General features: G+C 63.9%; 29 protein-coding genes. 23 read left to right on the top strand and 6 right to left on the bottom strand.

The window, feature by feature from the left end; all coding sequences use genetic code 11:
- Window positions 1-35 precede the first annotated feature (35 nt).
- From ACUZUJ_RS13675 to ACUZUJ_RS13595, 17 genes are all read left to right on the top strand, one after another.
- Window positions 36-1715 (top strand): type IV secretory system conjugative DNA transfer family protein, encoded by a 1680-nt coding sequence (locus tag ACUZUJ_RS13675; protein WP_049444307.1) that lies wholly within the window; start codon window positions 36-38, stop codon window positions 1713-1715.
- Between the two features lie 431 nt (window positions 1716-2146).
- Window positions 2147-2593 carry a hypothetical protein gene (locus ACUZUJ_RS13670; protein ID WP_049444305.1) on the top strand — a complete coding sequence of 149 codons (447 nt, stop codon included), beginning with the start codon at window positions 2147-2149 and terminating at the stop codon, window positions 2591-2593.
- Window positions 2594-2682: 89 nt separating this feature from the next.
- The gene (locus ACUZUJ_RS13665; protein ID WP_014037653.1) at window positions 2683-3753 is read left to right on the top strand and encodes a VirB8 family type IV secretion system protein; all 1071 of its coding nucleotides are present in this window, start codon (window positions 2683-2685) and stop codon (window positions 3751-3753) included.
- Complete coding sequence (locus ACUZUJ_RS13660; RefSeq protein ID WP_014037652.1) at window positions 3750-4529, top strand: TrbG/VirB9 family P-type conjugative transfer protein; 780 nt, start codon at window positions 3750-3752, stop codon at window positions 4527-4529. The genes ACUZUJ_RS13665 and ACUZUJ_RS13660 overlap by 4 nt, the downstream gene beginning before the upstream one ends.
- On the top strand, window positions 4526-5779 hold the full coding sequence (locus ACUZUJ_RS13655; RefSeq protein ID WP_101765723.1) for a TrbI/VirB10 family protein: 1254 nt from the start codon (window positions 4526-4528) through the stop codon (window positions 5777-5779). Before ACUZUJ_RS13660 ends, ACUZUJ_RS13655 begins: the two co-directional genes overlap by 4 nt.
- 14 nt (window positions 5780-5793) lie before the next feature.
- On the top strand, window positions 5794-6837 hold the full coding sequence (gene virB11 / locus ACUZUJ_RS13650; protein ID WP_049444303.1) for a P-type DNA transfer ATPase VirB11: 1044 nt from the start codon (window positions 5794-5796) through the stop codon (window positions 6835-6837).
- Between the two features lie 3 nt (window positions 6838-6840).
- A complete protein-coding gene (locus ACUZUJ_RS13645) occupies window positions 6841-7824 on the top strand; it encodes a lytic transglycosylase domain-containing protein (RefSeq protein ID WP_101765722.1) in 984 nt (327 codons plus the stop codon).
- 73 nt (window positions 7825-7897) lie between these two features.
- Complete coding sequence (locus ACUZUJ_RS13640) at window positions 7898-8305, top strand: TrbC/VirB2 family protein (protein ID WP_049444299.1); 408 nt, start codon at window positions 7898-7900, stop codon at window positions 8303-8305.
- Window positions 8298-8606: a VirB3 family type IV secretion system protein gene (locus ACUZUJ_RS13635; protein WP_080347493.1), complete on the top strand. Its 309-nt coding sequence runs from the start codon at window positions 8298-8300 to the stop codon at window positions 8604-8606. Before ACUZUJ_RS13640 ends, ACUZUJ_RS13635 begins: the two co-directional genes overlap by 8 nt.
- Window positions 8607-8687: 81 nt before the next feature.
- Window positions 8688-11135 carry a VirB4 family type IV secretion/conjugal transfer ATPase gene (locus tag ACUZUJ_RS13630; RefSeq protein WP_101765721.1) on the top strand — a complete coding sequence of 816 codons (2448 nt, stop codon included), beginning with the start codon at window positions 8688-8690 and terminating at the stop codon, window positions 11133-11135.
- On the top strand, window positions 11132-11983 hold the full coding sequence (locus tag ACUZUJ_RS13625) for a hypothetical protein (RefSeq protein ID WP_101765720.1): 852 nt from the start codon (window positions 11132-11134) through the stop codon (window positions 11981-11983). Before ACUZUJ_RS13630 ends, ACUZUJ_RS13625 begins: the two co-directional genes overlap by 4 nt.
- 61 nt (window positions 11984-12044) lie before the next feature.
- Complete coding sequence (locus tag ACUZUJ_RS13620) at window positions 12045-13193, top strand: TrbL/VirB6 family protein (RefSeq protein ID WP_101765719.1); 1149 nt, start codon at window positions 12045-12047, stop codon at window positions 13191-13193.
- 39 nt (window positions 13194-13232) lie between these two features.
- Complete coding sequence (locus ACUZUJ_RS13615; protein ID WP_101765718.1) at window positions 13233-13775, top strand: DUF4189 domain-containing protein; 543 nt, start codon at window positions 13233-13235, stop codon at window positions 13773-13775.
- A 218-nt stretch (window positions 13776-13993) separates the two neighbouring features.
- Complete coding sequence (locus ACUZUJ_RS13610; protein ID WP_101765717.1) at window positions 13994-14317, top strand: DUF4189 domain-containing protein; 324 nt, start codon at window positions 13994-13996, stop codon at window positions 14315-14317.
- Between the two features lie 360 nt (window positions 14318-14677).
- A complete protein-coding gene (locus ACUZUJ_RS13605; protein ID WP_101765716.1) occupies window positions 14678-15214 on the top strand; it encodes a hypothetical protein in 537 nt (178 codons plus the stop codon).
- A 57-nt stretch (window positions 15215-15271) separates the two neighbouring features.
- Window positions 15272-16279, top strand: coding sequence for an XVIPCD domain-containing protein (locus tag ACUZUJ_RS13600; protein ID WP_101765715.1), 1008 nt, complete (start codon window positions 15272-15274; stop codon window positions 16277-16279).
- A gap of 98 nt (window positions 16280-16377) precedes the next feature.
- The gene (locus tag ACUZUJ_RS13595; RefSeq protein WP_458219890.1) at window positions 16378-17646 is read left to right on the top strand and encodes a hypothetical protein; all 1269 of its coding nucleotides are present in this window, start codon (window positions 16378-16380) and stop codon (window positions 17644-17646) included.
- Window positions 17647-17700: 54 nt separating this feature from the next.
- Here ACUZUJ_RS13595 and ACUZUJ_RS13590 read toward each other — a convergent pair whose 3' ends face one another.
- Genes ACUZUJ_RS13590 through ACUZUJ_RS13580 form a run of 3 tightly spaced genes read right to left on the bottom strand, consistent with a single transcriptional unit; the run spans window position 17701 to window position 20373 of the window.
- Window positions 17701-19026, bottom strand: a complete 1326-nt coding sequence (locus ACUZUJ_RS13590; protein ID WP_458219889.1) for an XVIPCD domain-containing protein — start codon at window positions 19024-19026, stop codon at window positions 17701-17703.
- A complete protein-coding gene (locus ACUZUJ_RS13585) occupies window positions 19023-19676 on the bottom strand; it encodes a hypothetical protein (RefSeq protein WP_014037634.1) in 654 nt (217 codons plus the stop codon). The genes ACUZUJ_RS13590 and ACUZUJ_RS13585 overlap by 4 nt, the downstream gene beginning before the upstream one ends.
- A gap of 40 nt (window positions 19677-19716) precedes the next feature.
- The gene (locus tag ACUZUJ_RS13580) at window positions 19717-20373 is read right to left on the bottom strand and encodes a hypothetical protein (protein WP_458219888.1); all 657 of its coding nucleotides are present in this window, start codon (window positions 20371-20373) and stop codon (window positions 19717-19719) included.
- 261 nt (window positions 20374-20634) lie between these two features.
- On the opposite strand from ACUZUJ_RS13580, the gene ACUZUJ_RS13575 reads away from it, so the two are divergent.
- Window positions 20635-21141 (top strand): GNAT family N-acetyltransferase, encoded by a 507-nt coding sequence (locus ACUZUJ_RS13575; protein WP_458219960.1) that lies wholly within the window; start codon window positions 20635-20637, stop codon window positions 21139-21141.
- A gap of 12 nt (window positions 21142-21153) precedes the next feature.
- On the opposite strand, the gene ACUZUJ_RS13570 is transcribed toward ACUZUJ_RS13575, so the two are convergent.
- The 3 genes from ACUZUJ_RS13570 to ACUZUJ_RS13560 form a co-directional block, all read right to left on the bottom strand.
- Complete coding sequence (locus ACUZUJ_RS13570; protein ID WP_049444278.1) at window positions 21154-21360, bottom strand: hypothetical protein; 207 nt, start codon at window positions 21358-21360, stop codon at window positions 21154-21156.
- A gap of 57 nt (window positions 21361-21417) precedes the next feature.
- On the bottom strand, window positions 21418-21855 hold the full coding sequence (locus ACUZUJ_RS13565; protein WP_049444276.1) for an acetyltransferase: 438 nt from the start codon (window positions 21853-21855) through the stop codon (window positions 21418-21420).
- 68 nt (window positions 21856-21923) lie between these two features.
- Window positions 21924-22691, bottom strand: coding sequence for an NAD(P)H-dependent oxidoreductase (locus ACUZUJ_RS13560; protein WP_458219887.1), 768 nt, complete (start codon window positions 22689-22691; stop codon window positions 21924-21926).
- Between the two features lie 78 nt (window positions 22692-22769).
- Between ACUZUJ_RS13560 and ACUZUJ_RS13555 the strand changes: the two genes are divergently transcribed.
- The 5 genes from ACUZUJ_RS13555 (at window position 22770) to ACUZUJ_RS13535 (ending at window position 26734) form a co-directional block, all read left to right on the top strand.
- A complete protein-coding gene (locus tag ACUZUJ_RS13555) occupies window positions 22770-23129 on the top strand; it encodes a winged helix-turn-helix transcriptional regulator (RefSeq protein WP_014037629.1) in 360 nt (119 codons plus the stop codon).
- A 75-nt stretch (window positions 23130-23204) separates the two neighbouring features.
- Window positions 23205-23729, top strand: a complete 525-nt coding sequence (gene tadA, locus ACUZUJ_RS13550; protein ID WP_135967047.1) for a tRNA adenosine(34) deaminase TadA — start codon at window positions 23205-23207, stop codon at window positions 23727-23729.
- Window positions 23730-23803: 74 nt separating this feature from the next.
- Window positions 23804-24376 carry an oligoribonuclease gene (orn, locus tag ACUZUJ_RS13545; protein WP_049444269.1) on the top strand — a complete coding sequence of 191 codons (573 nt, stop codon included), beginning with the start codon at window positions 23804-23806 and terminating at the stop codon, window positions 24374-24376.
- Between the two features lie 161 nt (window positions 24377-24537).
- The gene (locus ACUZUJ_RS13540; RefSeq protein ID WP_049444267.1) at window positions 24538-25410 is read left to right on the top strand and encodes an EcsC family protein; all 873 of its coding nucleotides are present in this window, start codon (window positions 24538-24540) and stop codon (window positions 25408-25410) included.
- 208 nt (window positions 25411-25618) lie between these two features.
- Window positions 25619-26734, top strand: coding sequence for an alkene reductase (locus tag ACUZUJ_RS13535; RefSeq protein ID WP_458219886.1), 1116 nt, complete (start codon window positions 25619-25621; stop codon window positions 26732-26734).
- The last annotated feature ends 49 nt before the right edge of the window (window positions 26735-26783 follow it).

The following is a 26783-nucleotide window of genomic DNA, read 5'->3' as shown; positions in this document are numbered from 1 at the left end:
GCCGTCGCGCCGCGTGCGCATCATGGAGGATTCGGGTGTTGCCCAGTAAGAAGTATCTGCTCATCGCCATCATCACGCTGGCGACCCTGCTGCTTGGTTTCGTGTTTTCCGGTTACCTGACCCTGCTGTTCCTGGGGCTGGACACCCAGCTGTTCACCTGGAACACCTACTACCAGTACGTCCACGCCATCGGCCAACCGCAGGTTGCGCCCTTCGTGGGCAAGATCAAATGGGCCGGCTACGTGGGCTTCGGCCTGCCCCTGCTGGTGCTGCTGGTGACCGGCCTGGTGCTGCTGCTGAAGAAGGACAAGCGCTCGCTGCACGGCGACGCGCGCTTCGCCACCGGTGCCGACCTGGCCAAGCACGGCATGTTCAAGAAGACCGGCCAGAGCATCGTGGTCGGCAGCCATGGCGGCAAGCTGGTGCGCCTCGATGGCCAGCAGTTCGTGATCCTGGCCGCGCCGACCCGCTCGGGCAAGGGCGTGGGCGTGGTCATCCCGAACCTGCTGGAGTACGGCGAATCACTGGTGGTGCTGGACATCAAGCAGGAGAACTTCGACCTGACCAGCGGCTGGCGCGCCAGCCAGGGCCAGGAGATCTACCTGTTCAATCCCTTCGCCGAGGATCGGCGCACGCACCGCTGGAACCCGCTCAGCTACGTCTCCGACGATCCGGCCTTCCGCGTCTCGGACCTGATGAGCATCGCTGCGATGCTGTATCCGGACGGGGCCGAGGACCAGAAATTCTGGGTCAGCCAGGCACGCAACGCGTTCATGGCCTTCACCCTGTACCTGTTCGAGAACTGGGACGACGAGCGCAGCAGTGGCTTCCCGGGCGGCTCGGGCACGCCCACGCTGGGCGCGGTGTACCGGTTGTCCTCTGGTGACGGCACCGAACTGAAGAAGTACCTCAAGACCCTGTCGGAGCGATCGTTCCTCAGTGCCAACGCACGTTCGGCGTTCGCCAACATGCTGTCGCAGGCCGATGAGACCTTCGCCTCGATCCTGGGCACCTTCAAGGAGCCGCTGAACCCCTGGATCAATCCGGTGCTGGACAAGGCCACCAGCTGCAACGACTTCCTGCTGACCGACGTCCGCAAGAAGAAGATGACCATCTATATCGGCATCCAGCCGAACAAGCTGGCCGAGAGCCGGCTGATCATCAACCTGTTCTTCAGCCAGCTGATCAACCTCAACACCAAGGAACTGCCCAAGTCCAACCCGGACCTGAAGTACCAGTGCCTGCTGCTGATGGACGAATTCACCTCGATCGGCAAAGTGGAGATCATCGCCTCGGCGGTGTCCTACATGGCGGGCTATAACATCCGCCTGCTGCCGATCATCCAGAGCATGTCGCAGCTCGATGCCACCTACGGCCGGGAAGTCTCGCGCACGATCATCACCAACCACGCCCTGCAGATCCTGTACGCGCCGCGCGAACAGCAGGATGCCAACGACTACTCGGACATGCTGGGCTACACCACGGTGCGCAAGAAGAACGTCACCCATGCCCGCGAGAAGACCCACAACTTCACCGAGGAACGGCGCGCGCTGATGCTGCCGCAGGAGCTGAAGGCGATGGGGCCGGACATGGAGGTGTTCCTGTACGAGGGCATACCGCATCCGGTGAAGTGCGACAAGATCCGGTACTACAAGGACCGTTACTTCACTTCGAGACTGCTGCCGAAGGTGGACGTTCCGATGCTCAAAGTCTGAATTCACAGATGTAAAAATGTGAACTTCATTCGTATTCAGTAACGTGAATTGGTGAGCTTCGTCAAAAAAATAGCACGGAGAGATAGATTTTCAGGTTTTCCTGACATGGAATTGACGCGTGGTTGTGCGACCCTATGTTTGAGGTCCGGAAATATGTGCCGGGTGTCAAAGTTTCAGCAGTAGGGTGGCCAGGAGTTTGTGCCATGGAAACAAGGATGGTTTCGACGTTGGTAAGGGTGTGCAGGTGCGTGGCGGCTGAAGTCCGTCGCTCGGCCTGCAACCTGGTTGGCAGCCGCAAGGCTGCAGGGGAGCCGGGGCAGGTGTGCTGCAATCCAGCGCGTCTCCCCGTTTCCGGCGTGCGCCATGCAGCGCCGGACGACCAGGGATCCAACGCTCGGAACTGCTTTTTCGTACGTCAAAGTGAAGCCCGTATGAATCAGGCGTTTATCGCAAAAATGTCCATCGCCGCAGTGGCGGCGCTGATGGTGGCAGGTTGTGCCACCAAGTCCGCTCCCGATTTCGGAGGCCGTTGGAAGCCGGTCAACCGCTTTGCTGCGGCAACGACCGAAATCCCGCTGTACTCCAGCTACGTCTACCAGGCCTCGCCGATGGATGGCACGCTCAAAGCCATGCTCGAGCGCTGGGCCAAGGATTCCGGACGCACGCTGGACTACCGCCTCAGCTCGGACTTCACCCTGTTCGGCGCGGTCTCGAACATCGACACCACCAATGCACAGCAGGCCGTGATCGATCTGACCGCAGCCTATGCGGCGCAGGGCATCTCCGTCTCCATCGTTGGCAACCAGATCGTTGTGCAGAGCGCAGGCTCGACGCCGACCGCGTCGGCGCAGGGCTCTGAGTCCAGCAGCGGCACCTGAGTCCACCTCGAAATCATCGAACGTGCCGCTCCCCGCGCCTGTCGCAGGGGTGCCATGCCCATTGATGTTTCAGCAGTACGGAAGAATCCATGTTCCGCAAGAAGGATCCCGGCAATAGTCCCAAGGTCGAGCAGTCGGTCGCCAAGGCGGTCAGCTACGAGATCACCGTGGCCGACATGGCACGCCGCAGCGAGCGACGTGCGTGGTGGGTTGCCACAGGCTCATTGCTGATGTCGCTCGCCCTCGCGGGCGGCTACTACTACATGCTGCCGCTGAAGGAGAAGGTGCCGTTCCTGGTGATGGCCGATGCCTACACCGGCACCGCGACGGTCGCGCGCCTGAGTGGCACCTTCCAGGGCGAGACGATCACCACCAACGAAGCGATCAATCGCAGCAACGTCGCCCAGTACGTGCTCGCGCGCGAATCGTACGACTCGGCGGTGATGGGTCTGCGCGACTGGGAACTGGTGTTCGTGATGTCCACCGATCCGGTGGCGCAGTCCATGCGCGTGCGCTATGCCGGCAACAATCCGCAGAACCCGTTCGTGATGTATGGCCGCGAGCGCGCCATCCGGGTCAAGATCCTCAGCATCACGCCGCTGGGCGCCGAGCCGAACGGCAGCTTCCGCGGCGCTTCGGTGCGCATCCAGCGCAGCCTGCTGGACAAGCGCACTGGCGTCGCCACCTACCTGGACAACCAGCTGGTGACGATGCGCTTCGGTTACAACCAGAACCTGGCGCTGTCCGAACAGGATCGCATCCTCAACCCGCTGGCGTTCCAGGTCACCGAATACCGTGTCGACAACGACTACTCGCGTGGCGTGCCGGTACCGGATGACGGTGCCATGCAGGCGCAGGCGCAGCAGGCCGCGCAGGCCGCGCAGCAGGCGCAGGGTGTCTACGATCCCAACAATCCGGCCGCGGCCACGATGATCGATCCGGCTACCGGCCAGCCGGTCGCGGTTCCGGCCAACGGCCAGGTGCCGGGCCAGTCTGTACAGGGCCAACCCATGCCGGGCCAGCCTGTACAGGGTCAACCCATGCCGGGCCAGCCGGTGCAGGGGCAAGCAATGCCGGGGCAGGCCATGCCCGGACAGCCGGCCATGAGGCCGGCGCAGAACAATTCCACCGGAACTGCTGATGGAGCAAGCAACCGATGAGTAGTCGAAATATCAGGGGAAGCGCGCTGGCGCTGCTGTCGATGTTGTCGTTGCTGTTCTCAGCAGCGGCGATGGCGCAGGCGGTTGACCACTACGAGTACGAGAAGGACCGCATCTATCCGGTTCGCACCGGCCTGGGCCTGACCACCCAGATCGAGTTGAGCCCGAACGAGAAGATCCTCGACTACAGCACCGGCTTCAGCAGCGGCTGGGAACTGACCCGTCGCGAGAACGTGTTCTATCTCAAGCCGAAGAACGTCGACGTCGACACCAACATGATGGTACGCACCGAGACCCATTCCTACATCTTCGAGCTGAAGGTGGTGGCCACCGACTGGCGCCAGCTGGAACAGGCCCGTCGCGCAGGCGTGCAGTACAAGATCGCCTTCGTCTATCCGAACGACACCGTGTTCGGCGTCGCCCAGGAGGCGGTCGAGGAAGAGGCCAAGCCGTTGTTGAGCTCTGAACTGGCCAAGGACCGCCAGTACAACTTCAACTACTCCTATTCGACCAGCAAGGCGAAGAAGATGGGGTGGCTGATCCCGGTCAACGCCTATGACGATGGTCGTTTCACCTACCTGAAACTGCCGAATTCGCCGGAGTACAAGACCGGCATCTTCCCGGCGGTGTTCGGTCGCGAAACGGAATACGGTGAAGACTTCGTGGTCAACACCACGGTTGAAGGCAATACGCTGATCGTGCACGGGACGCACCCGTACCTGGTCATCCGCCACGGCGACTTCGTCGTCGGCCTGCGAAGGAACGTGAAGAAATGAGCCAGCAGAACACTCCCGGAAACGACCCGAACAACGGACGCGACGAGAGCCAGAGCCCGTACGGCGCACAAGGTGCCCCGGACGCGCAGTCGAACCCGTACTTCGGCACGACCCAGGCCGAGCCTGCGCCGGATCTGGATGCGGCCGCACCGCAGCTGCGCTCGGCCGAAGAGCAGCGGCTGAACCGCAAGGCGCTGATGTTCCTCGGTGGCATCGTGCTGCTGCTGGTGGCCATGGGCTTCCTGCTGTTCCGCAAGGGCCAGGAGGGCGATGACGCCGCGCAGAAGGTGCCGGATGTCGCACGTGCCAGCACGCCGACACTGCCGGACGTTGCGCCGCCTCCGCAGGCGCCGCCGACTGCCGCCGAACCGATTCCGATGCTTCCGCCGATGTCGCAGGACGAAGGTCCGAAGCTGGTGCCCATCGCGTCCCGGCCGGAAGCCATGGAACCCCGTGGGCCGACGCTGGTCGAGCGCCGGATGGCCGGCGTGGATGATGCCGCGCTTGCGGCAGGCAATCGCGCGCAACCGCAGCGCAGTGCGATCGACGAGCAGACCCGCCAGGCGCTGCTTGCGAACATGATGCCCAACCAGCAGGGGCAGCAGAAGATCCGCCGTGGGCCGGACGTGGAAGACGTCTCCAGTGCCACCTACATCCAGAGCCCCGATGCGCTGCTGGTGCGTGGCACCTACCTGCGTTGCGTGCTGGAAACCCGCATCATCACCGATCTCGCCGGCTATACCTCGTGCCTGCTGACCGAGCCGGTGTACTCGATCAATGGTCGCAACCTGCTGCTGCCGAAGGGCTCCAAGATCTATGGCGCTTACGGCGGCGGTCCGATGGGCAAGCGCGTGGAAGTGATCTGGGATCGCATCACCACTCCCAATGGCATCGACGTTGCGATGTCCAGCCCGGGCGTGGATCAGCTGGGTGGCGCCGGTCATCCGGGCCAGTACAGCGCGCACTGGGGCAGTCGTATCGCCTCGGCGCTGATGATCAGCCTGATTTCCGATGCCTTCAAGTACGCAGCCGCCGAACACGGTCCGGAGACGACCACCATCGCCAACAACGGCATGACGGTGCAGTCGCCCTATGAGAGTGCTACCGCACGCACGATGGAGCGCCTGGCCAACGAGGCACTCAGCAGCAACCGCCGTCCGCCGACCGTCACCATCAACCAGGGCACGATCGTGAACGTCTACGTTGCCAAGGACGTCGACTTCACCAACGTGCTCCACCCCCGCCGGTAACCCAACGAACGATCATGGACGCCGAAGTGTCACCCCTCGCCCTCGTCTCCAGCGATTTCCTGCGCTATCAGTACGAAGTGCTGGGCATCGCCGAGTACATGACGTCCCCGGAAGTGACGGAAATCTGCATCAATCGTCCCGGTGAGCTGTACCTGGAAACCCGGGCGGGGTGGCAGCGGGTAGACGTGCCGAGCCTGACCTTCGAGCGGGCCCGGCAGTTCTGCACGGCGGTGGTGAACGAGAGCAACACCGGCCAGCGCATCACCGATGCCGATCCGGTCGTGTCGCTCACGTTCCCCACCGGCCAGCGTGCGCAGTTCGTGATTCCGCCCGCATGTGACGCTGGCAAGGTGTCGATCACCATCCGTCTGCCGTCCAAGCACACCAAGTCGCTCAGCCAGTATCACGAAGACGGCTTCTTCAATCAGATCCTGGAAAGCGATGGCAGCATCAGCGAGCAGGATCGCGAACTGCTGGAGCTGCGCCATTCGCGCGAGTACGCCGAGTTCTTCCGGCGTGCGGTGATGTACCGCAAGAACATCGTGGTATCCGGTGCGACCGGTAGCGGCAAGACCACCTTCATGAAAGCGCTGGTCAATCATATCCCGGACAGCGAGCGCCTGGTCACGATCGAGGACGCGCGCGAACTGTTTCTGACCCAACCCAATGTCGTGCACCTGCTGTATTCCAAGGGTGGACAAAGCACCAGCAATGTCAGCGCCAAGAGCTGCATGGAAGCGTGCCTGCGCATGAAGCCCGAACGCATCATCCTGGCAGAGCTGCGAGGTGATGAAGCGTTCTACTTCATCCGCAACTGCGCATCGGGCCACCCGGGTTCGATCACCAGTTGCCACGCGGGCAGCCCGGAGCAGACCTGGGACCAGCTGGCATTGATGGTGAAGGCCTCGACCGAAGGTTCGGGCCTCGAATTCAACGTGATCAAGCGACTGTTGATGATGACCATCGACATCGTCGTGCATATCAAGGCGCATGCCGGTTCGCGCTACATCACCGGCATCGACTTCAATCCTGGGCGTGCCCAGGGGCAGGAGGGCTGAAGGATGCTGCCAGGACTGGAAATGATGGCGTGCCCGGAGATGGCCGTCTCGATGGATGTGATGCAGCACGTCATCAACGTCGAATCGTCGCGCAATCCCTACGCCATCGGCGTGGTCGGCGGCGCACTGGTGCGCCAGCCCAAGGCCTTGGATGAAGCGCTGGCGACGGTGCGCATGCTGGAAGAGAAGGGCTACAACTTCTCCATCGGGCTGGCCCAGGTCAATCGCTACAACCTCGGCAAGTACGGCCTGGATTCCTACGAGAAGGCCTTCCAGCAGTGCCCGAACCTGCAGGCGGGTTCGCGCATTCTCGCCGAGTGCTACAAGCGCTCCGGCGGTGACTGGGGCAAGTCGTTCAGCTGCTACTACTCGGGTAATTTCGAGACCGGCTTCCGTCACGGCTACGTGCAGAAAGTCTATGACTCGATGCGCCGCGGGCAGCAGCTTGCCAGCAATGGTGTTGCGCCGATCGACGTGGTGAGTCGCGGTGAACGCCGCAGCATGAAGGTCGAGCATCATCCGCAGTTGGCATCTCCGGCGCAGGCCCGCATCGTTGCGCAGTCCAATGGTCCGGTGTACGTGCCGTCGGAAGACCCGGCACGCGCGTATGTCGTGTATCCCTCCACCGGTGCGATGGCGCGGGGCAGCCTGCTGAACATCGCCGACCAGGCACTGTCCAAGGTAGTGCTGGGTTCGGTGGACCGGATGATGCAGCCGCAGGCGCAGCCCACCCAAGGGGCCGCCTATCCGCAGCAACAGGCCAGTGGCATGCCGCAGCAACTGCCTCAGCAGGGTGCTGCGCAGGCGATGGCCATGCCGCAGCAGTTGCCAGGCGCTGCCGGCGCCGGCAATGAGGGGCCCGTGATGCTGCGGCCCTGGAGCGAGCGCAACCAGCCTGTCGCCGGTGGCGACAATTCATTCAACGCACCGGTGCAGGCTGCGCCGGCGCAGCAGATTCCCGCAGGGGATGCGGCCTTCGTGTTCTGACGAAGTCGTGGTGCGGCCAGTCCCCCGGCTGGTCGATTCAGTTGTGTTAGTCCATCAACAAGGAAATCAATCCATGAAGCGATCCAATCTCGACCTCGTCCAGGCCCAGCGCACGCTGAAGACCCTGCTGATGGCCACGATCTTCGTTGGCGCACTGTTCGCCCCGCAGGTGTTCGCCACCGGCACCGACTTCGGCGGCACCGACAAGAAGGTCTGCGGTTTCTTCTCCAACATCAACGGCCTGCTGAACATGGCCTCGATCGCCGTGGTGACCATCGCGGTGATCTTCGCCGGCTACCAGATCGCCTTCGCGCACAAGCGCATCGGTGACGTCGCGCCGATCCTGATCGGTGGCGTGCTGATCGGTGCCGCTGGCCAGATCGCGCGCATGCTGCTGGGCGAGGGCAGCGACGGCAAGTGCACCGGCGGCAGCACGACGTACTACCTGATCAACAACGCGATCCAGTACTACAGTGCATAAGAACGTCCTGTTCCGCGGTTGCACGCGTCCAGCGATGTTCCTGGGCGTGCCCTACCTGCCATTTTTCATGGTGGCGGGCGGGCTGTTGCTCCTCAGCGTGTACACGAACTTCTGGTTCCTGCTCACCATTCCGGTGGCGATCTTCATCATGCGGCACATGGCCAAGCGTGACGAAATGATCTTCCGGTTGCTGGGCCTGCGCCTGATGTTCAAGCTGAAGGTGCGCAACGTGCCGGAACACGATGGCATGTGGGTGTTCAACCCCAATCACTACCGCAACAAGCCGGCCCGAATGGATTGAGGTCCGGATCCGGCCTGGCGGGCGTTCTCGCCCGCCAAGTCTCTTGAAACTCCTTGGCAGTACCTCTTTGGAAGCAGTCGTATGTTCAGCCCTGACACCTCCATCAGTGAGTTCATCCCGTTGTCGTCGCATGTCGCTCCGAACGTGGTCAAGACCACGGGCGGCGACTACCTGATGACCTGGCATCTGGAAGGACTGCCGTTCGTCGGCCGTGAGGAGTGGGAGCTCGAGCATCGCCACAACACGTTCAACCGCCTGCTGCAGACCCTGCGCGCACCGGACTTCGTCAACGTCGCTTTCTGGGTGCACGACATCCGTCGCCGCCGCACGCTGAAGGGCAAGAGCAGCTACAAGCAGCGCTTCAACCAGGACGTGTCCGACCAGTACATGGGCATGTTGTCCTCGCAGCGCATCATGCAGAACGAGCTGTACCTGACCATGATCTACCGCCCGGTGGTGGCCGGTAAGCGCTTTGTCGAAAAGTCGGCGAACGTAGACAAGCTGCGCGCCGAGCAGGAACAGGCGGTCGAGAAGCTGATGGAACTGGCCGGCAACGTCGAGGCCGTGATCCGCGACTACGCGCCGTATCGCCTGGGCATGTACGAAGCCAAGAACGGTGTGGTGTTCTCGGAAACGCTGGAGCTGTTCGGCTACCTGATCAATCGCATCGATGAGCCGGTGCCGGTGCTGTCGGCGCCGATCAAGGATTACCTGCCTGTCAGCCGCCACATGTTCTCGGCCAAGACCGGCGATTTTGCGATCAACACCCCCAATGGCGCCAACCATTTTGGCGCCATCCTGAACATCAAGGAGTATGCCGAGGGGACCTACCCGGGCATCCTCAACGGCCTGAAGTACCTGGATTACGAGTACGTCATCACCCATTCGTTCAGCCCGATGGGGCGTCAGGATGCGCTGAAGGTGCTCGACCGCACCAAGGGCATGATGATCTCCTCCGGCGACAAGGCGGTCAGCCAGATCGTCGAGCTGGACCAGGCCATGGATCAGCTGTCGTCGGGCAACTTCGTGCTGGGTGAATACCACTTCATCATGGCGGTCTACGGCGACACGCAGGCCAAGCTTTCGCAGAACGTCGCCTCGACCCGTGCCGAGCTGTCCAACGCCGGTTTTGTGTCGACCAAGGAAGACCTGGCGGTTACCTCGTCCTTCTATTCGCAGCTGCCGGGTAACTGGCGCTACCGCACTCGCCTGGCCAATGTCAGTTCGCTGAACTTCCTGGGCCTGTCGCCGCTGCACAACTTCGCCACCGGCAAGCAGCACAACAATCCGTGGGGCGACTGCGTCACCACGTTGCAGACCACCAACGGCCAGCCGTACTACTTCAATTTCCACGCGACCCATCCGTCGGAAAACTCGCTGGGCGAGAAGGCGATCGCCAACACCATGGTGATCGGCAAGTCCGGTACCGGTAAGACCGCGCTGATCAACTTCCTGCTCAGCCAGGTGCAGAAGTACGAGCCGTCGCCGACCATCTTCTTCTTCGACAAGGATCGCGGCGCGGAGATCTTCGTGCGTGCCTGCGGAGGCAACTACCTGGCCCTGGAGAACGGCGCGCCGACCGGCTTCAACCCGTTCCAGTGCGAGAACAACGAAGCCAACGTGCAGTTCTTGGCCGACCTGATCAAGGTCTTGGCCGGCAAGCGCGAGTACAGCGCCCGCGAGGAAGAAGACATCTATCGCGCGGTGGAAAGCATGCTCGATACGCCGATGCACCTGCGCAGCATGACCAACTTCCAGAAGAGCCTGCCCAACATGGGTGACGATGGCCTCTACGCGCGCATGCGCCGCTGGACCTCGGGCAATTCGCTGGGCTGGGTATTCGATAATCCGATCGATACCGTTGACCTGAGCAAGGCCAACATCATCGGTTTCGACTACACCGACATCATCGACAACCCAGAAGTCCGCGTGCCGGTCATCAACTACCTGCTGCACCGCCTGGAGTCGCTGATCGACGGCCGTCCGCTGATCTACGTGATGGACGAATTCTGGAAGATCCTGGACGGCGAAGGTGGCTTGAAGGAGTTCGCTAAGAACAAGCAGAAGACCATCCGTAAGCAGAATGGTCTGGGCATCTTCGCTACGCAGAGCCCGGAGGATGCGCTGAAGAGCGATATCTCCGCCGCCCTGATCGAACAGACCGCCACGCTGATCCTGCTGCCGAACCCGAACGCCAGCAAGAGCGACTACATGGATGGCCTGAAGCTGACCGAGGCCGAGTTCAATGTGGTTACCGCCTTGGACGAGCGCTCGCGTTGCTTCCTGGTCAAGCAGGGTCATGCGTCCAGTGTCTGCCAGCTCAACCTGCGCGGCATGGACGACATCCTGTCGGTGATCTCGGCGTCGACCGACAACATCGACATCATGCATCGTGTCCTGCAGACCGCCGCCGTGCGTGCACGTGTGACGGTGGATGAGCTGACGCCGGAACAGTGGCTGGAAGATTTCTACAAGAACCGCAAGGGCTCCGGAAAGCCCGCATCCAACAGCAAGGAGGTTGCAGCATGACTGTCGCAACAGACGTGAACGCAGCAAGCCCTTTGAATTCGATGGAGAAGAACATGGAAACCACTGCCCGTACTGCCAAGACGCCGAGTGCAGTCTCCCGGCTCCGTTCCACCGCCATGGCGATTTCCGTCGCCGCATTGCTCAGCTTCCCCGTGAAGGGATACACCATCCCGGTGGTTGAGGTTGGCTTGAATACCTTCAACAGCACGCTGACTGAGGTCCATACGCTTGCCGCTCAGGGGGAAGCCTTGCTCGAGTACAGTACCCAGGCGCAACGGTTTCTGGAAACAACTCAGAACTGGGCGCAGAAGCTGGCGAAGTTCAATCAGATCATCGCCTCGCCACTGATGCCTCAAGGCGTGAAGCTGGAGCCGGTTCCGCTTGAGTGGAATGTCGCCGAGCGCTGCGGCGCCGGCAATATCATGAGCCTGAGCGGTATCCTCACTGCGTTGGACTTGAGCCCGGGTGGGGACATCGTGGCCCAGCAGCGCAACATCTGCGCTGCAATCCAGGTCATGGAGAATCAGAAGTACAACGAGACCGTGGAAGTTGTGCAGAAGACGATGCCCGACATGCGCAGGGTGCTGGACAGGATCAAGGATATCCGTGATCTGTGGAGCGGCGAGGGTGCGATGGCAGAGGCCTCCGCGAATGCAGTCGTTTCTGATGCCTATATGCAGGCAGATTTTGCGACCTGGGAAAAGAAGACTGAAGGGTATGACAAGCAGATTCAGGCGCTGACCAAGATGCAGCAGATTCTTGCGCAGCGCGCATTGAAGGGTACCGGCCAGTCACCTCTCGGTACCGTAGTGAAGGCCGCGGCACTGAAGGCAGCGCTCTCCAACTGATTAGACGCTGCTCCGGTCGAGCTGCAATCACATTCTAGGTGAAGTTATGGATCTTGGGCTGATGGATGGCATCTTGGGGCAAGGCCCCCTGCACATGCTGCAGAATCTGCACGCGTCATCCTCAATTGGGGACTTTGTGTTCTTCCGGCTTATCCTCGATTACCTGCATAAGGAAATCGCGGAGTACGGCGTCAAGCTGCTTGGACGCATGATGGCGTGGGTCGGTGGCATTGCACTGACTCTCATGACGCTCTGGGTGCTGATTCAGGGTTTCCGGATCGCCACCGGTCGCAGCCGCGATTCGATGATGGTGCTCGTGACCAACATGGCCAAGGCTGCGCTGATCGTGTCGGTTGCCACGACCATGGGTATGTTCGGTCGCGAGATGCATGGCTTTCTCATCAATGACGTGAAGAACGAGATCACTTACGTCGTGACCGGGAAGAAGGACTCACCGGAGGATCTGATCGATGAGAACCTGGGGTACATGCAGCTGGCGCTATCCAGCGTTGACGCGCTGGACGTGATGAGTGACGTGACGCTGGACAACGCGAAGACCCGTGCCATGTGGTTCATTGGTATGGGCACGGGTGGTCCGGCAGTCACGGCTGGCTCAATGCTTCTGCTGTACGAGGTCGCGCTGGCGTTGTTCATCGGCCTGGGGCCACTGTTCATCCTGTGCTTGCTGTTTGACCAGACCAAGCAGCTGTTCCAGAAGTGGCTGCTCTACGGCATAGGCACGATGTTCTCCATGGCGGTTCTGGCAGCCATGACCGGCATTGCGATGAAAATGGTGTCCAAGGTTGCGTTCGCCTTTTGGGGAAGCACGTTGACGGGTACGCTGATGGGTGAGAATTTCAGCGAAGGTATGTCGAGCATGGCGCTGCAGCAAGGCGGCATGGGCCTGATCCTGACCACGCTGATTCTGACTGCGCCCCCAATGGCGGCGATGTTCTTCCAGGGAACATTGGGCAGCTTCATGGCATATTCGCAGATAGGCGGCAGCGCAGTACCGGCATCGCCGGGCCCGAATGGTCAGCCGCCGGGTTCGACGGGAGGTGGTCAGAGTTACAAGCCAGAGGCACCTTCCTCAGCTGCGGGATCTCAGTTGGGCGGGGGACAGGCGGTAATGCCAAGATTGCAAGGTGGGCATGAGCCTCAGCATCCATCTTCTGGCCTCAGAGGGAACGCCAATTCAGGAATTGCCTAGTTTGTTCGCTTGGCTGGAGACGGTGGAGGGACGCTCGCTATGAAGTTGATTGCACATTGGGTGCTGCTTGCCTCGTGTCTGTTGCTGTTGGGTGGTGTTGATCGTGCGTGGGCAGAAGGAAACTGCCCGCCCGGGTATTACCCTATTGGCGGTCAGGGCGCGCGCGGATGTGCGCCGATTCCGGGAGGTGCCGCTGGAAGCGCTGCCCCCTCTGAGATCCGTCTCGCAACTCCGACTGGCAAATGGACCAAGACCTGGGGGGCAATTGCGGAGTCGAAGAGCACTCAGGATGCCGGGGTTTCAACAGGGTTGCGATCCAAGAATGAGGCTGAGCGCGAAGCAGTTTCAAAGTGTGGGGCTTCAGGTGCCCGAGACTGCACAGTCAGCATGAGCTATTTCAATCAGTGTATTTCCTGGGTCATTCCAAGTGGGCGATCCGGTGCCGGGCGTGCGGGACTTGGGACAGGGGCTACCCCCGAGTTGGCGCATGCCGCGTCGGAAGCAATGTGCCGCAATGATCGCGCAGGACGATGTGAAGTGTTCTATTCGAACTGTACCAAGCCATTGTTTGATGAATTTTGACCAAGGGCGTGCGGCAAGGAATATCAGAGCAATGGCATACCAGGAGACGCGCGCGCCGGTCGAGTCAATGCGTTGCCTGAGTGCCCCAAGCGGTCAGCCGAGCACGAATCTCCCGAGCATGGCAGCGGTCCTGCATCGGCAGTCGCCAGACAGGCTGCGCGCCTGATTGCACGAGTGGCCTCAGCCAGACGCCGCACCGTAAAGAAAAGAACAGTCGCATGGTGGCCAATATCGCCCACTCTTGGAGCGCGATCGCCGCTGGCAGTGCGCCGAAGGGCTCCGCGATCCATTTGGGGTTGAACGAGCGTGATGCACGTGACACCGCGGTCAGTCAGTGCGGAGCAGGTGACTGCAAAGTGGTGGCTGCTGTCACGCTTGGCCAGTGCGCCGCAGTGGTCCGTGCCCGCAGTAGTGGCAGTGACGTTGAGCAGACCTATTCTGCAGTGGCCGGGACACTGCCCGAGGCGGAGGAAAAGGCAGTGGGAGAATGTATCGATGCCGATGCGAAAGCCTGTTCTCTGCTACTCAACAACTGCACGTGAGACTACGGGCGATTTGGGGGCGTTGCGCCGCCTTCGACCGTCTTGCTTCGTGGACGCAGCCCCGAATTTTGTGACTGGTAGCGCCATTTCAAGCTTTCGATCTTCGACGCAAGCGACCTCCTCGCGCTAAGCTCTCTTGGCGTCAGAAAAATGACGCTTCGGCGCTACCGATTGCAGGAGCTTTCCCGTCCATGAGGACCCTGTCCCCCCGCTCAATGGGTGACGCTTGTCACCGTCGCTGCCACGGTGCTCCCGGAGCTATCATCCGCATCTGCAGGGTGACTGGCGCGACTGGGCAACGCCACTATGCCTGCCTACGACGCGAGCATCGGCGAGACGATATTGAAGGAGTGGGAGGGGATGGAAGACAGGGCTGGCGCACACATGGACGATGCCCTGGCATTTGTTCCGTCCGGTGCGAACCTGCTGGAAGCCGTCAGGGGCGAGCTCAACGGCGATGGCATCGAGTATCAGCTGCTGGTCATCGATCAGCCGACGCCGGAAGGGCTGGTGCCTGGCCAGCACGGACCCAACCGGGTGCTGCTGTTGCTGCGCGGTGACGGGCGCGGGCGCTGGCAGCTGGCTGCGCGCAACGACAAGCTGGTGCCGTGTTCCACCCGAGGTGGCCTGGCCGGCGATCCTTTTGCGTATGCAATGGTCGAGGAAGGCACCTTCAGCGTGATCACCAACGGCGGTAGCCGCGAGCGCTGGAGCAGCACCTACCGGTTCCGCTATGCGCCCGCGGACAAGGCCTGCTGGGTGGACGGGGTGAGATGCAAGGTCGTGGATATCGAGACCGAAGCGACCAATGTCCGTGATTACTCGGTGGCGGAGCTGGGCAGGGTGCGGTTCGAGGACTTCGACCCGTCCAGTGTCGCCGAGGTGTCGCTTCCATGAGCAAAGCTCCAACCGGCGGAAGGGAATCCGCGCTGATGAAGATTCAGGAGTTGCACCGTGTCGCAGGATAGAGAGTCGCAGCTGTTGCGGCAGGCCACGGAGGCCGGCATGACCTCGTCCCGGGAACTGGCCAACTTCATGGCGCAGGCCGGGCACGAGTCCCGTGGCCTGAGCCGGCTCAATGAAAGTTTCAACTTCACCCGGGGTATCTCGCAGATCCCGGTGGAAGCGGCGTGGCGCAATGGCAATGGCGCGCTTGAGAGCGCCCGCCAGGAGGCGCTGCGTGGGCGGCCGGAGAACCTGGCCGAACTGATGTATGGCGGGCGCATGGGCAATGACGCGCCCGGTGACGCACTGAAGTATCACGGACGTGGCTATCTGCCGCTGGTCGGCAAGGAGAATTACGAGCGTGCCGGCAAGGCGCTGGATCTGGACCTGGTGAATCAGCCGGAACTGGCTGCGCAGCCCGAGCACGCAGGCCGTATTGCGGTCTGGCAGTGGCAGACGCGGGTACCCGAGGCGGCGCGCGAGGATGTGCGCGAAGCGACGCGTGCGATCAACGGCGGCCTGAACGGTATCGAGGCCCGCCAGCAGAGATTCGATGTGTGGCAGCAGAAGCTGACGCCTGATGTGATGGCGCGGCTGGAGCGGGGCGAAGTCGGGGCGCCGGCCCAGCAGGCCACCGTGCGCGACATGTCGCAGCCGGGCGAGCCGGGACACGGCCTGTTCCAGGGGGCGCGCCAGCACCTGCAGCAGATGGGACCGCAGAGCGGATTGCGCAGTGGGCAGGAGCTTGACAATGCCGCCGGCGCACTGGCGCTGAGCGCGCAGAAGGCCGGGATGTTGCGCATCGATCACCTCCTGGCCGGCAATGATGGCCGCACGCTGTTTGCGGTGCAGGGCGCGCTGGGCGATCCGGCCATGTTGCGCGCATCGGTCGATCGCGAACAGGCGGCGCAGCAGCCGCTGGCGCAGAGCAGCCAGCAGTTGGCCGCCAGCGTTGCGCAGCAGGACCCGGCGGCTGCGCTTGCCCGCGAGCACGAGCAGCGTTCGCGATCCCTGTAACACCTGACGCCGGCGGGCGGGGTGCCCGCTGGCGATCTACGTACGACGCGTGGCGCCCCCGTGGCGCCGACATGGAAACCCACTTGTAAGGACACCACATGCGAATCGTTCCCTCGAATGCCCGGCACGCCGCTGCCCGCTGCAATGCATCCATGCGCCGCCTGCCGCCGCTCTGGCTGCTGTCACTTGGACTTGCCGCAGCGTCGGCACAGGCTCAGGAGGCGGCGGCACCCGCCGTGGAGACGCCCCTCGCTGCAGAGGCAACCGTTGACGCGCCTGCAGGGGCGGCGCCCGTTGCAGCACCCATGGCGGCCGAAGCTGTGGTCGTGGCACCGGCTCCCGAAGTACCGGTTGCCGTGACACCTCCTGCGACACCTGTGGTGGACGCGCAACCGGCGCCGACTGCGGAACCGGCGCCTGCGCCCGTTCCGCCCGCAGCGGCGGCGCCTGTGGCTGCATCGCCTGCCGTCGTCGAACCAACGGTCCCGGCGGTAGCGCCGGCACCGCCTGCATTGGCCATCGTGCCGTTGCCGCCCGAGCAGGCGACCGAGCGTGCGCTTGGTGCCCGCTGCCCGGTGGATCTGGCCGGGCGCCTGGCGACCCAGGGCGACCTGCTGATCGGCGCCTGCCAGGGCACGATGCCGGCGCATCTGGCTGCGATGCTGGTCGCGCTGCCCCAGCAGGACATCCACCTGCCGCGCAGCTGGCGCGAGCGAGAGGTACAGCAGAAGGCCTGGTTCAAGGCCGTGCCGGGCTACGGCCAGCGCCCGGACTTCATCGTGCGGATGGGTGACATCTGGGTGCGTTCGCTGGAAGGGCGCGACGCCGACAGCACGTTCTATCTGGTGTCAGCGCCGTTCACCTGCAGCGACCGGGTCGCCAACCCCGATGAGTACGGCGCGGAGCCGGTACGTGTGCCAGCGGGTGACTGCCGCGAGGCCTATATGGCCCAGCGCGTGTACCAGGTGCGTGGGGACGCCGCGCCGAGGGATGTGACCGCCGATGCCATGCCGGCCATGCCCCAGGTGACGGAGGCTGAACGTGCGCGCCAGCTGTCGCGCGAGGGCCGGATCAGCCTGGACCACAGCAAGTTGCAGTACGGTCCGGCCATGCGCTGGTTCGTGCAGTACCCCGAGTCGGCGCAGAAGGGCAGTCCGCGTGCCTACAGCGACTGGAACCGCGAGCACATCGCGTTCGTGGTCTGGACCGGTGATCGCTTCGAGCTGCGAGAGAAGGTGGCGCGTGCGCAATGGCCCTGCGATCCGGTAGCACCGGGCGATCGCGCCTGTGGTGGATTCCCGGATTCCGGGCCGGATCTGTTCGTGACGGCCAATGGGTCTGGAGCAGTCGCGGCCTCCAGCCCCTGAGGCGCGGTGTTGAGCTGAAGCGGGAGCCGGAATGACCGGCTCCCGTGCTGTCCGTCAGGCCTGCAGGCTGCGGGTCTGATTCTGCTGCTGCTCCAGCTGTTGGTCGCGCTCCAGTGCAAGGCGCTGGCCTGCGGCCTGCTGGTCGATGCGCTGGCTGCTCTGCTCCAGCGGTGTATTCATCGCCACGGCGGTATCCACCGACACGCGAAGGTGGGCGGGGTCACCGCCCTGGCCCTGCACCGCGAAACTGCGCGAGGCATCGGCATTCATCACCACATCGTCGATGCGCTTGCCGCCTGCCGCATGCATTTCGGCAGCCAGGCTGCCTGCCAGCTGCGTGCTCATCACGTCCGGCACGCGTCCGACGCGCACGTCCTGCGCGTGCACGCCGCGGATCGCATCGTTGAACAAGGGATTGCCAAGATGGTTGGCATCGTCCATGCGCAGCATGCTGGTGTGATGGCCGTTCTTCTCTGCTTCGCGGCGTGCCGGCTCACCGGGCTGCAGCGGGCCGCGGATATGGTCGTACAGATCGACGGCGCCGCCCGGAATGCCGCGTGCCGCGCGGGTGACACCACGACGCAGTGATTCGACGTCGTCGCGATATTCCTCGATCATCTTGGCGTTGTCTTTTGCCAGCTTCTGCGTTTCCGGGTGTTGCAGCACCGAGCCGTCGCCGAGGAAGTTGCCCAGCTTGTGCGCGCCGAACGAGCTGCCTGCTGCGACGAGCGGGCTGTCCGGGATCAGGGCGCGCATCGGGTGATTGCTGAAGCCGTTTGCGGCGAGTGTCTTGATCTCATCCGGCTTGGCATAGATGCGAACCTGGCCGAAGTGCGGCGAGGCCGAGCTGACCGGATCGGAGGCCATGACGTGGTTGATCATGGTGTTGCCGCCTTCCGGGATGCGGTAGCTGAGGCTGACCGCGCCATAGGCGTTGAAGGTCTCGCCCTTGACGTTGAAGTGGTGCGAGGTGATCTGGGCCAGGGCGCCGCCGAGGGAGTGGCCGGTGACGGTGACTTCGGGTGCACGGCCTCCAAATGCAGCTTCCTGCTTCGCGTAGTCCAGCGCGCTCTTGGTCAAAGCGATGGCATCGGGGGCCTGCACGTTGGTGCGGGCGACGACCATGCCGCCGTCGGTCAGGATGGCATCACGAGCTATCTGCTCGGTGCCGCGATGAGCGACCACGATCTCGTTGGTGTCGGCTCGCTGATAAACCGTGCCTTGGTAACCATTGAGCCGGTTACTGACGTGATCGAGAATCTTGTAGTCATGCCCATTGATCGTGACGAGCTCTTCTTCCCCCGGACGCCTCCGACCGACAGCGCGATCCTTGTAGGCATCGTCGGAAAGCGCGGCATAATCCTGCGTGCTGATGGTCATTGGGTGACCTCGCTGGCGCTGAGACTCATCGTGAACAACTTGCCCTGAAGTTCAGCAACGTAGTCAGCCGGATCTGCCTTGCCGGTGGCTGGGTAGTTGGCAGCAAGCGGTGCCCGCGGATAGGCCGCGTCTGGATAGTAAAGCGTGTGGGTCTTGCCTTCGGTCAGCGGATCGGCTTTGACGAAGGTCAGGAAGCGGGTCTCTTCTTCTGCCCCCGTCGCTTTCAGCATCGCGCCGGCACCGGTGAACTCCCACTTGCAGACACCGCGACCGTAGTAGTCCTCGTCCAGCATGCGGTCCACATACAGCGTGCCGCGGTATTCGCCATCAGCGACCTTGCGCAGCTCGACCGGTTCCTGGCTGGTGATGCGAGCAGCCGTGCCGGTGGCCGGCTCGATGTGGCCGCACTGGTCTTCGTTGGTGACGTCGTACTGCGCGACGCCTTCGACCACCGCGAAATCGCCGGGGGCATCCTTCAGGCGTAGCACCAGTTCATAGGCCTTGCGCGGGCTGGGGTTGAGCTTTGCGAGCCCGCGCCCACCCTGGGCGACATCGGCTTCAGCAGCGGCACGTTCCTGATTCATGGCGGTCTCCGGGTGGCAGGCGGTCAACAGAAGCAGAGCAAGGCACGGAATCATCTTGTGGCGCAATGTCGGCCTCCTTGGGGGTAGGGGGTGTGGAACTGGCAGCTCATGGCATGAGCTTCTGCACAGTGGTGGTGGTTGAGAACAGCGCGTCGCGCAGATCGGCGCGGTAGCTGGAAGGATCTTCCTTGCCGCTTGCCCCGTATCCGGTGATCTCTTCGATCCGCGGGTAGTCGGCGCGTGGGTAGTACCGCGTCAATTGGCTCCCCGTGTCCATGCGCTTCTTGTCGACGAACGTCAGGAATCGCGTATCCGCCTCGCCGGTCGTGGCGCGCAACATCGCACCGACACCCGTCAGCGTCCAATGGCAGGCGCCGCGCCCGTAGTAGTCCTCATCCAGCATGCGGTCCAGGTAAAACGTACCGCGGTACTCGTTCTCGCCGATCTTGCGCAGCGTGAAGGACTCTTGGCTGGTGATGCGGCCCGCAGTGCCTGTCGCGGGTAAGATCCGCCCGCAATCTGCGTAGTTGCTGGCGTCATACTGGGCCACGCCCTCAACAATCGCGAACGGGCCCGGCGCGTCCTTGAGCGTCAGCACCAGCTCATAGGCCTGCTTCGGGGCGGGGTTGAGCTTGGCCAGGCCGCGTCCACCCGCGTCGACGTCACGCTCGGCATCGGCGTACGGCGAGCACGCCGCCAGCGGGAGGAGGGCGAGCAATGCCAGCAACGGCCTTCCCCTGTGTGCGCGGTGTGCTACACCCATGGCCCGATCCTGCATCGTGCGTCCATGTCCATATATCCTTCCTGGGTGGCAGGTTTCTCGATTATGGAACGTGCCGGGAGCCCTGTGCCACCCCTTGAGACGGATTTTTGACGCGCCCAGGGCGCGCCGCGTCGGCAGATCGCTTGCCGCACAGGGCATCCCATCGTCGCGTTGGCTCTGCTGCCGGACGCAGGTTCGTAGCTGAATCCGTGACGGAAACCGATCATTCACATGTCCATCACTTCATCAAAGGCGTTCTCCTTGAACTGCACGATCCGCCCCGAAACCCGCGAAGACCACGCGGTCATTCACGCACTCACCGAGGCGGCCTTCCGCGAAGCCCCGCACAGCAGCCACACCGAGCAGTTCATCGTCGACGCGCTGCGTGCACGCGGTGAGCTGAGCATTTCGCTGGTCGCCGAGCGGCAAGGGAAGGTGGTCGGCCACATCGCCCTGTCGCCGGTGACGGTCAGCGATGGCAGTACGGGCTGGTTCGGTCTCGGCCCCATCTCGGTGCTGCCCGGATGGCAGGGGCAGGGCATTGGCGCGGCGCTGATGCACGCGGCGCTCGACGCATTGCGTGAGCAGGGTGCGCAGGGCTGTGTCTTGCTGGGGGAGCCCGCGTATTACGGACGGTTCGGGTTCCGCGCCGAGCCGGGCCTGGTGCTGCCGGGTGTTCCGCCAGAGTACTTCCAGGCGCTGTGCCTGCGGCCGCCGATGGCGCAGGGCGAGGTGAGCTATTCCACGGCCTTTGAAGCCACCGCCTGAGCATGCGGGAGGTCAGGGCGCACGCCAGACGGTGGGCTCGGGTTGCGGCTTGGGAATGCGGTAGCCGCCGATGTGTTCAAGCAGTTCATTGGTGCGACGCTGCTCGGCCAACAGCTCGCGCAGCAGATTGCGCACCGCGAAGATCGCGAACGGCACCAGGATCCATACCAGACTGATTCCCAGCGCGAACAGGGTCAGCAGGGCTCTGCCACCGTCCATGCACGGCACTCCTCTCCGAAAGCAGCCACGCTAGCACGTGGCTGCTGCCGATGGATGTCAGGCGTTGTACCGGAGATGGATCAGGGGATACGGACGGCCCTGCGAATCGAGCGGTGAGCGGCCGGTTTCGACGAAGCCCATGCGGACGTAGAAGCCAACGGCCTGCGCGTTCTGTTCGTTGACGTCGGTACTCAGCTGCGGATGCAGGGCGAGTGCGTGCTGCAACAGCTGCCGACCGATACCAGTGCCGCGCACGTCGGGATCGATGAACAGCGCTTCCATGTGTGTGCCGTCGATCAGCATGAAGCCCAAGGGCCGATCCTGCGCATCGACGGCAACGGTCATCGGCGCCTGTGGCAGGAAGGCAGCCACTTCGGCATCGATGGCCTGACGGTCTTCGGCGCTGAGGAAATCGTGGGTGGCGTCGACGGCGCGGCGCCAGAGGTCGACGAGGGCGGTGCCGTCGTCGGCGCGCGAGGGGCGCAGGGTGGTCATGGGTTCACCAAGGTGCTTGACAGGAATGCGCAGTATGAAGTTTTCCGGCGGCGCCTGCAGAAGTGGATTCACCCGGTGTGGCGATGGCGGATGAAGGGGCTGTAGGCTGTGGCCTCTGCGCGCAGCACCACGCCGTCCTCGAAATCTCCGCTGTCGTTGAAAGGCACGGTGGGCCACTGCGGCCATTGCGCGAGTCGTTCGCAGTAGCAATCGGCGGCCGCAGCCAATGCCTCGTCGTGCGCCTGCACGCGCTCCGGTGCCAGCCCGGAACGCACACCATGCACCACATGCGGTTCCATCACGTCGAAGCCGACGTAGCGCAGGCTGTACATCAACGGCCACAGCAACAACCGGGTATCACCCTCGCGGCCGTCGACGGCGCAGGCCCGTGCCGATGAGCCGGTGGTGATGCTCAGCAACGCGCGCTTGCCGCGCATCACGCCGTGCTCGTGGCGCTGGCGGCTGTTGTACATCGGCCCGTAGACCAGCACGCGGTCCAGCCAGCCCTTGAGGATGGCCGGTGCCGCGAACCACCACAGCGGGAACTGCAGGATCAGCAGGTCAGTGGCCTGCAGCAGCTGCAGGTGGCGGCGCACGTCGGTGGGCAGAAGATCATGCTCGGCGCTGTGGCGTTGTTCGCGCTGGGCATCGAAGCGTTCGCGCTGCAGGCGCTGAGGATGGTGGTATGCGGCTTCCAATGGATCGAAGCCTTCCGCATACAGATCGATTGCCTCCACCTGCACACCGTCACGCCGCAGCTGCTTGGCGGCCTGCGCGGCCAGATGGGCGTTGAACGAGCGGGGTTCGGGATGGGCAAGCAGGATCAGGGCGCGCATGGGGCGAGGTGTTGGTGGAGTGTGCGACCATCCTCGCGATGCCGGAGTGCCCCGGCAATTACGCACCTTGAGGTAACCATGGCCTATCCGGGCGATGTCTATGCCGCCGATTGCTCGGCACGCGATGCGCTGGCGCTGATCTCCGGCAAGTGGGTGATGCTGCTGTTGCCAGCGTTGGCGCAGGGCCCGCAACGCAACGGCGCACTGCTGCGGAAGATCGAAGGCATCTCGCAGAAGGTGCTGACGCAGACCCTGCGGCAGCTGGAGCGCAACGGCCTGGTGGAGCGCTGCGATCTGGGGAGCAAGCCGCTGCATGTCGAATACCGGTTGACCGAGGTTGCGCGCAGCCTGGTAGACACCCTGACCGCGCTGGACCGTTGGGCAGAGCACAATTTCCCGGCGCTGGACGCCGCCCGCGAGCGCTTCGACGCGCGTTAGCGGCGCCTGCACGGCCCCGGGCGTACAATGCGGCCCCGGCGGCCATCCTGGCCCTGTAGACACGCGAGAACCGCCATGACCGATGCCCTGGGTGTACCGGTGCACGACGCCGATGAACGCTGGATGCGCCATGCGCTGGCGCTGGCCGAGCGTGCGCAGCGCGAGTTCGACGAGATCCCGGTCGGTGCGGTACTGGTGAGCGCCGATGGCCAGCTGCTGGGCGAGGGCTGGAACCTCAACATCGCCTCGCACGACCCCAGTGCGCATGCCGAGATCGTGGCCATGCGCGCCGGTGGCAGGTTGCTGGCCAACCACCGGTTGCTTGGCAGCACCCTGTACGTGACCCTGGAACCGTGCGCGATGTGCGCGATGGCGATCGTGCATGCACGCGTTGCCCGTCTGGTCTACGGCGCCAGCGACCCCAAGACCGGGGCCTGCGGCAGCGTGTTCGACCTGCTCGGCGATACCCGCCACAACCACCGCGTCGAGATCCACGGCGGGGTGCTGGCCAAGGAGGCCAGCATGCGCCTGACCAACTATTTCCGTGCCAAGCGTGGCAAGCCGCCGCTGCTGCTGGAAGACCATGCCGGCGAGGCCTGAGGGGCGAACGGGTATGATGGGCGCCTCTTTCCATCACCGGTAGGCCGCGCGCCTGCCCAGCAACGAGGCGACACATGGCGGACAACGGCGCGGCCAACGAACGACTGATCTGGATCGACCTGGAAATGACCGGGTTGGATACCGACAACGATTCGATCATCGAGATCGCCACCGTGGTCACCGATGCCCAGCTGAACGTATTGGCCGAAGGTCCGGAGTTCGCCATCCATCACCCGCTTGAAACCCTGGAAGCGATGGATGAGTGGAACCGCAACCAGCATCGCCGTTCAGGCCTGTGGCAGCGCGTGGTGGACAGCACCACCACCCTCGGGCAGGCCGAGGCACAGACGGTGAACTTCCTGGCGCAGTGGATTCCGGCCGGCCTGTCGCCGATGTGCGGCAACTCCATCTGCCAGGACCGCCGCTTCCTGCACCGCCAGATGCCGCGCCTGGAGAAGTATTTCCACTACCGCAACCTGGACGTGTCCACGGTGAAGGAACTGGCCAAGCGCTGGGCTCCGAACGTGGCCGCTGGCGTGGGCAAGAACAGCAACCACACCGCGCTGAGCGACGTGCACGATTCGATCGCCGAGCTGCGCCACTACCGCCAGTTCATGGGCGCGCTGTCGGGCCTGCCGGCTGCCTGAACAACGACGCCGGGCATGGCCCGGCGCTACTACCGGGTGGCATGCGAACTGGTAGTGCCGGCCGCTGGCCGGCAATCCCACGGGGTCGGACCCCTTTCCAGCGGAAAGGGCCCTGGCCCCCGCGACGAACCGTTCAACCATCCGGCGCTAAGATCAGCGCCATGAACGAGCCCATCCTGCTTCCCCGCGACATTGCCCACGACGCCCGCGACTGGTCTGACCTGCAGCGGGCGGTGACCCTGCTGGAAGCCCCGACCCTGACCGCGCGCATGGCCAACCTGGTCGGCACGCCGCTGGAGTTCGCGGTGAAGGCGCTGCCCAAGGCGGTCTCCGGCCGCATCCACGGGGCGGTGCAGGCGGCGCTGTCCAAGTCGGCGCAGGCGGCGCTGTGGAGCATGGACAACACGCCCGGCAAGGGGGCGTCGACCCGCTGGCACAAGGTGGCCGCCGCGACCTCGGGCGCGGTGGGCGGGGCCTTCGGCTTCGCGGCCTTGTTCATCGAGCTGCCGGTGTCGACCACCATCATGATGCGCGCGGTGGCGGACGTGGCCCGCAGCGAGGGTTTCGACCTGTCCGAATTCAGCACCCGCCAGGCCTGCCTGGAGGTGTTCGCGCTGGGCGGCAACTCGCCGCGCGATGATGCCAGCGAGACCGGCTACTACCTGGCCCGCGGCTTCACCACCGACGTGATGCGCCATCTGTCGGCCGAACTGGCCGGGCGCGTGGTGACCGGCCGCGACCTGACCCTGGGCGTGGCGCCGAAGGAAGCCGGCAAGCTGCTGGCGAAGATGGTGGAAAAGGTAGCGGCGCGCTTCGGCGTGGTGGTTACCGAGAAATTCGCCGCGCAGGCAGTGCCGATCGTCGGTGCGGCCGCGGGTGCAACACTGAATACCATGTTCACCGATTACTACCAGGACATGGCGCGCGGCCACTTCATCGTGCGTCGGCTGGAGCTCAAGTACGGGGAAGATGTGGTGCGCAGCTGCTATGACCGCGTGGCACACGGCGCGGTCAAGATTGAGCCGACGCTGTAGCCGGCTTCGGGGTCAGAGCCCTTTGCGTTGCAAAGGGATCCGACCCCGGTTGCGCGCGGGGTCGGATCCCGTTCCGCAGGAAGGGGCACTGACCCCTGGGCTTGCCATCCTTGCCTCGGGGGAACAATTGTTTTGCCAGCGCATGCCTGTTGCGTGGCAGCCGGCATCCCCATCCTTTGCGGCACTCCCCCCGCAAGAGATTGCCGCCATGATGTTCACACCCCACCGCCTGGGCGCCTTGACCCTGCCCAACCGCATCGTGATGCCGCCGATGACCCGCTCGCGCGCGGCAGGCGGCAATGTTGCCACTGCCGAGATGGCTGCCTATTACGCGCAGCGGGCCAGCGCTGGCCTGATCGTCAGTGAAGGCACCCAGATCAGCCCGGAGGGCCAGGGTTATGCCTGGACCCCGGGCATCCACAGCCCGGAACAGGTGCAGGGCTGGCGCCGGGTGACCGATGCGGTGCACGCCGCTGGCGGCCGCATCTATGCCCAGCTGTGGCATGTGGGCCGGGTCTCGCACGTGGCCCTGCAGCCCGGTGGTGCCGCGCCGGTGTCGTCGTCGGCGCTGCTGGCCGAAGGCGTGAAGGTGTTTGTCGACCCTGCCGGCGCTGGCCCGGAAGCGGGCGTGGGCGAGATGATCCAGCACTCGATGCCGCGCGCGCTGGCCGAGGACGAGATTCCGGGCATCATCGCCGACTATGCCCAGGCCGCCCGCAATGCCCTGGCCGCCGGCTTCGATGGCGTCGAGCTGCACGGGGCCAATGGCTACCTGATCAACCAGTTCATCGACTCGCAGGCCAATCAGCGCAGCGACGGCTATGGCGGCTCGCTGCAGAACCGGCTGCGTTTCCTGCGCGAGGTCGTGGAGGCGGTGACCGCGGTGACGGGCGGTGATCGTGTGGGCGTGCGCCTGGCGCCGCTGACGACGCTGCAGGGCGCGGTGGACGATACGCCGCAGGCTACCTACCTGGCCGCGGCGCACCTGCTGGGTGCGCTGGGCGTGGGCTACCTGCACATCGCCGAAGCCGACTGGGACGATGCACCGCCGATGCCGGTGGCCTTCAAGCAGGCGCTGCGCATGGTCTACCCGGGCACCCTGATCTACGCCGGCAAGTACACCGCCGAGCGCGCCGAGCAGGCACTGGCGGAAGGCTGGGCCGACCTGATCGGCTTCGGTCGCCCGTTCATCGCCAACCCGGACCTGCCGGAGCGCCTGCGTCTGGGTGCGGAATTGAATCCGCCGGATCGGGCGACGTTCTTCGGCGGTGGTGCGGTCGGGTTCACCGATTACGCGACGCTGGAAGAGAGCGTCGCGGCCTGATCCTGGAGGCTGCCGGCCAGCGGCCGGCACTACCGGGGCGCGCGGGGCA

It is taken from the genome of Stenotrophomonas sp. S4 (assembly GCF_054187805.2).
Note: the sequence above shows the minus strand (reverse complement) of the source record. Positions and strands in the feature narration are given on the sequence as shown.